This is a genomic window from Halomonas sp. (genome assembly GCF_033549285.1).
Lineage (GTDB): Bacteria > Pseudomonadota > Gammaproteobacteria > Pseudomonadales > Halomonadaceae > Halomonas.
Genome location: NZ_JAWSUJ010000176.1, coordinates 1 through 4,322, shown reverse-complemented (window position 1 = coordinate 4,322; position 4,322 = coordinate 1). Strand labels below are relative to the sequence as shown.

The window sequence follows — 4,322 nt, the reverse complement described above, 5'->3', positions numbered from 1 at the left end:
AACTCAGCCTGCCAGAGGTAGTGCACCTGAATCCCGAGACGGACCCGGTGCCGCAAGCAGCAGGGTTTTAAAGAACCCGGAACCATTTCATGTGCCAACTATGTTGACAGACTCCGCTTGTGCAGCTTGATGTCCATGAACCTGCTCCCGGATGAATTGCTGTAGAAGCTCCCTGGCTGCTATCAGAGGATAACTTCTATAGGCGATCTGATCATCCGGAACCCTACAACTCACGCAAAGTAGTCGGGTGGGTGATTAGTGAACGAATGACGGCTGATTTGGCCGGTGACGCTCTCAAAATGGCGTTGTGCATCCGAAAGAGGCGTCGTACATTCGGACCGCGGAAGCCAGTACTTTTCGACCCTGTACCAGTCACTGCTAATGCAGCATGAGTGCCAAGGGCAATTTCTATGTTAAAGCGTGCTCCAAGCGCTTCTTCCATAGCCTGAAGGTCGAGGCGATCCATAGCGAGCTTTTGGTGACTCTAGATGTCATTCGCCATCAGCCCGCCTCATTCATCAGGGCACAGAACGAGCGTGTTGAGTCCATCAATTGCCGGTACCGACCTGCTTCAACCTCACGCGGTCGCTTGGTAGCCGGTTGGCATATACCCGATTCGGCTTTTGGCCGATTTTTTCATAATGATCAGGAATTGATGTCTGGCGCCGGCGCAGCGTGGCCTTCGACCTCCGTTGTGGCCGCCTTACTTGGCGAGTCAATCTTGGTGACGCTGGGTGTCAGGCCAAGGCCGTCAGCCGAGGCAGCCCCTTCAGCAAGGTGGGCAACCATTTGTCGGCGGCATCGCCGAGGTGAAATGTGATGCGCCGGGCATGCACCGTCAGCGTCGCCGCAACCTTGAGCACCTGCTCGCGCATCCGCATCAGGCTCCACCCCTGGTGCGTGCGGCTCTCCAGCAAGCGCCGCAGCCCATGCAGGACCGGGTAGGCGTAGAGGCTCAACAGTAGGCTCACTTCGTTGCGGGCTATGACGTCCTGGACGGTGGAGTTGGCACGATCTGTCGGGGAGATGCACGTCGAGCGTCGACTTCACCCCGCCCATGTGCGCCTCGGCGCTGCCGCGCTTGCGGTACAGTGCCAGGACCTTCGCCGGCGGCCAGTCGAACTTGTCAAGGTTGGTGACCAGGAAGAAGGCATGCAGCAGCAGATCATCGGGGCGCTCCTGCACGACCAGCACAATGCGTCGCGGCGACGGCCAGGAGCCCACCTGGTACGACAGGTCATAACACCACTCCCGGGGGGTGTTCGGGGCGGCGACCTCGTGGACGCCGCAGGTACGGCGCCGCCAGCTTCTGAAGGCCCGAGTGACTGCGCAGTCGGCCCAAGTACTCGATATCACACTTTTCCAGGGCCTCCAGCGTGTCATTGTCGGTGAAGCCGGCATCGATGCGCACCCGAACCTGGGCGCCGCTGCTCTCGTTGAGCCGCTTCTCCAGTTTAGGATTCGGTGTGACCTGATGATCGGGCAACTCGGTTGGCGGTTTAGGCATGATACGGGCTCCTGAACCTCGGGCTCTGATATTGACCTTAACTCACTGAGCCGGTGTATGGATTCAGGTTGATACACAGGTGGGGGGGGGGGCGTCGATCGACCAGATTGTCTTCGAGCGCCTCGATCACGCCACTGTTGTCGAGAGTACCACGCAGCAGGAGAGCGCCGCTGTCGCTGGTGGTGCGGTGGCCGCTCAGCTCGACACGGACAGAACCGTTGCACGAGGGCGACCAGGTCGTTAGGGTTTCACCCATGGCGAGTGGTTCTCTGGAATCGTGTTCTGGCAGGAACATATTGATTCTACAAGAGAAAATCACTCGTCATCTTCGATTTCAGGGAATAAGCCGGGATCAGGTGTTCGATCTCATCGAGATGCACTAGAATCGTCAGCGCCGACGCAGTGCAAGTGGTATGAACAGCTCTGAGGCCTTTAAGGCCCAAATGATCGCTTTGGACGGTGTTCACAAATTCTGCATAAAATTCTTGCAGGAAAGTGAATGTAATAAAGAATCTGCTCATCGGCAGTGATCTTGATAACTAGCTTAAGAATTGCTGGGCTTGCCAAGATAGCGTGTAAAAAGTAATATGCCACATTCAAAATTTGAAAGGTTTTGACATGAAAGTTATTGTTTTCGGTGGTGATGGTTTTTGCGGATGGCCGACTACCTTGAGGCTTGCAAAAGCTGGTCATAAAGTAATGGTTGTTGACAACCTTTCGAGAAGAGCTATTGATGACGAGCTTTCATCAGGCAGCCTTACAAAAATAGCAAATATTCGTGACCGTGTTGCAGCGGCTCAAGAGAAGATCGGTGATGTAGAATTTTGTTATCTAGATATTGCAGCCCAGCCAAGTGAATTACGAGATTTGATTAAAGATTTTTTGCCTGATGCCGTAGTGCAATTTGCTGAGCAGCGCGCAGCTCCATATTCTATGATTGGAGATCGTGAACGTCGCTACACAGTAGACAATAATATTGTCGGAACCCATAATATTTGTTCAGCAATTGTCGATGTTAAGCCTGATACACATATTATTCACCTTGGTACGATGGGGGTCTATGGTTATTCTAAGAAGTTCGGAAAGATTCCTGAGGGGTATTTAGGTATTAATATTACGCAAACTAAGGAGGATACTGAGATACTTTATCCAGCCAATCCTGGTAGCGTTTATCACATGACAAAGTGTCTAGACCAGTTAATTTTCCAGTTTTATAATAAAAATTGGGGGTTGAAGATAACTGATCTTCATCAAGGTATTGTTTGGGGTGTAGAAACTCCAGAGACAAAGCTGGATACTAGATTGGTGAACCGTTTTGACTACGATGGTATTTATGGGACCGTTCTCAATCGGTTTATATCCCAGGCTGCTAATAATGTTCCGCTGACTGTATATGGTACAGGTGGGCAGTCAAGAGCGTTCATCCATATATCAGATACAGCTGAATGCATTAAGCTTTCTGTCGAGAACGATGTATTTGATAACAGCAGAGTCCGTATATTTAATCAGGTGTCGGAAGTTAAGTCAGTTGCTGGATTGGCTGAGGTGTTAAGAAAAATATATAATGCGGATGTCCAGTTTGTGGATAATCCACGGAAAGAGCTTGCTGAAAATGAGCTCGAAGTATCAAATTCAGGTCTTCGTAGCTTGGGTTTTGAACCAGTAATGCTGGATGAGGCATTAATTGATGATGTTAGGTTCGTTGCCGATCAGTCTAAAGTTAACTTCAACAAGAATAATGTTTTGACATCCCCTAAGTGGTGAGTAATGAATTTTTATTATGTGACTCCATGTGGAGGAGGGCCTGAAGAGGCCCTCGTAACCTGCTGTAGTGTTGTGGAGGTTGCAAAAAAACATCCTAATGCTGAATTTTATCATTTTTTTGTGTTAAATAATGGTGCTTGCCCTCTGGATACGTCTTCTCTCACTTTTCCTGGGAATTATAATTTTGTGGAGATTGATATTAACCCAGTCGGATGTAGGGCAGAAGCTAGAAACATAGCTCTCAAAGAAATAGCTACAATGGAACATGGTCTGGTTAATTTTCTAGACTCTGGCGATCTATTGCTTGGTGATATTGTCACATATTTCTTGGAGAGTGGAGTAGGAGACGGTAACTATGAGAAGAAGTTGTTTTCTTGTTCTGCTATCATTAAAGGGGAACAGTATAGCTCTATTAGAAACCCAAAGCCTGTCAATTTAATTAAAATAATAAATCCTTTCTATATAGGTGCTACCTATGTTGACTCGTGGCTGGCAATAAGAATCCCTTTTAGGAAAGGAAGGAAGGAAGATTGGAAATATTGGTTAGAAATTAAAGACCTTGCACGTGAAATTAAATTATTGAATGTTCTTGCATATGTTTATAATATAAAAAGCAGGCGGGATCACCTTAGGCGGAAAGCAATGCTTGTTAAAGATCAGTATCAATTTTTCCGTCGCTTTTTAGGGCTTAATTCTGTGCTTTCTGTTGGTGCACTTGTTGCCCACTACTCAATTTTAATCTATTTCTGGTTTGTTGCATATAAAAATCAGCACTAAATGGAGAGGGGGTAAGGTTTCGGCTTTCTCTAGTGTAGGGGCCCGGATGATGGGATCGCCTTTAGATGTCGGGTCCCGTGTGATTGACCACCCGCTTGGTAAATAACTCAGGTTGCTTGGTCTGCCATTCCTTCATCACCTCAATGGGTGATTGATGGTGCAGCGCCTTCTGCGGGATGTGGAGATTGTACAGCCTGGTGTAGCGTTTCAGCGTCTGCTCCAGGTCCTCGCCTGAGGTATAGCGCCGAGTCGCCAGCACGTCGCTGATGCGGCC

At 48.9% G+C, this 4,322-nt stretch carries 2 protein-coding genes and 3 pseudogenes; 3 read left to right on the top strand and 2 right to left on the bottom strand.

Going from position 1 to position 4,322, the window contains the following annotated elements:
• Positions 1-230: 230 nt before the first annotated feature.
• Positions 231-473 (top strand): annotated as a pseudogene (locus SCI24_RS21065) (DDE-type integrase/transposase/recombinase); the annotation flags it as partial.
• Between the two features lie 264 nt (positions 474-737).
• On the opposite strand, the pseudogene SCI24_RS21060 reads toward SCI24_RS21065, so the two are convergent.
• Positions 738-1,802, bottom strand: a pseudogene (locus SCI24_RS21060) (transposase).
• 323 nt (positions 1,803-2,125) lie between these two features.
• Between SCI24_RS21060 and SCI24_RS21050 the strand changes: the two are divergent.
• A complete protein-coding gene (locus SCI24_RS21050) occupies positions 2,126-3,271 on the top strand; it encodes an NAD-dependent epimerase/dehydratase family protein (protein WP_318727231.1) in 1,146 nt (381 codons plus the stop codon).
• 3 nt (positions 3,272-3,274) lie between these two features.
• Entirely contained in the window at positions 3,275-4,048 is a 774-nt protein-coding gene (locus SCI24_RS21045; RefSeq protein WP_318727230.1) for a hypothetical protein, read from the top strand.
• Between the two features lie 61 nt (positions 4,049-4,109).
• Here SCI24_RS21045 and SCI24_RS21040 read toward each other — a convergent pair.
• A pseudogene (locus tag SCI24_RS21040) lies at positions 4,110-4,322 on the bottom strand (IS481 family transposase); the annotation flags it as partial.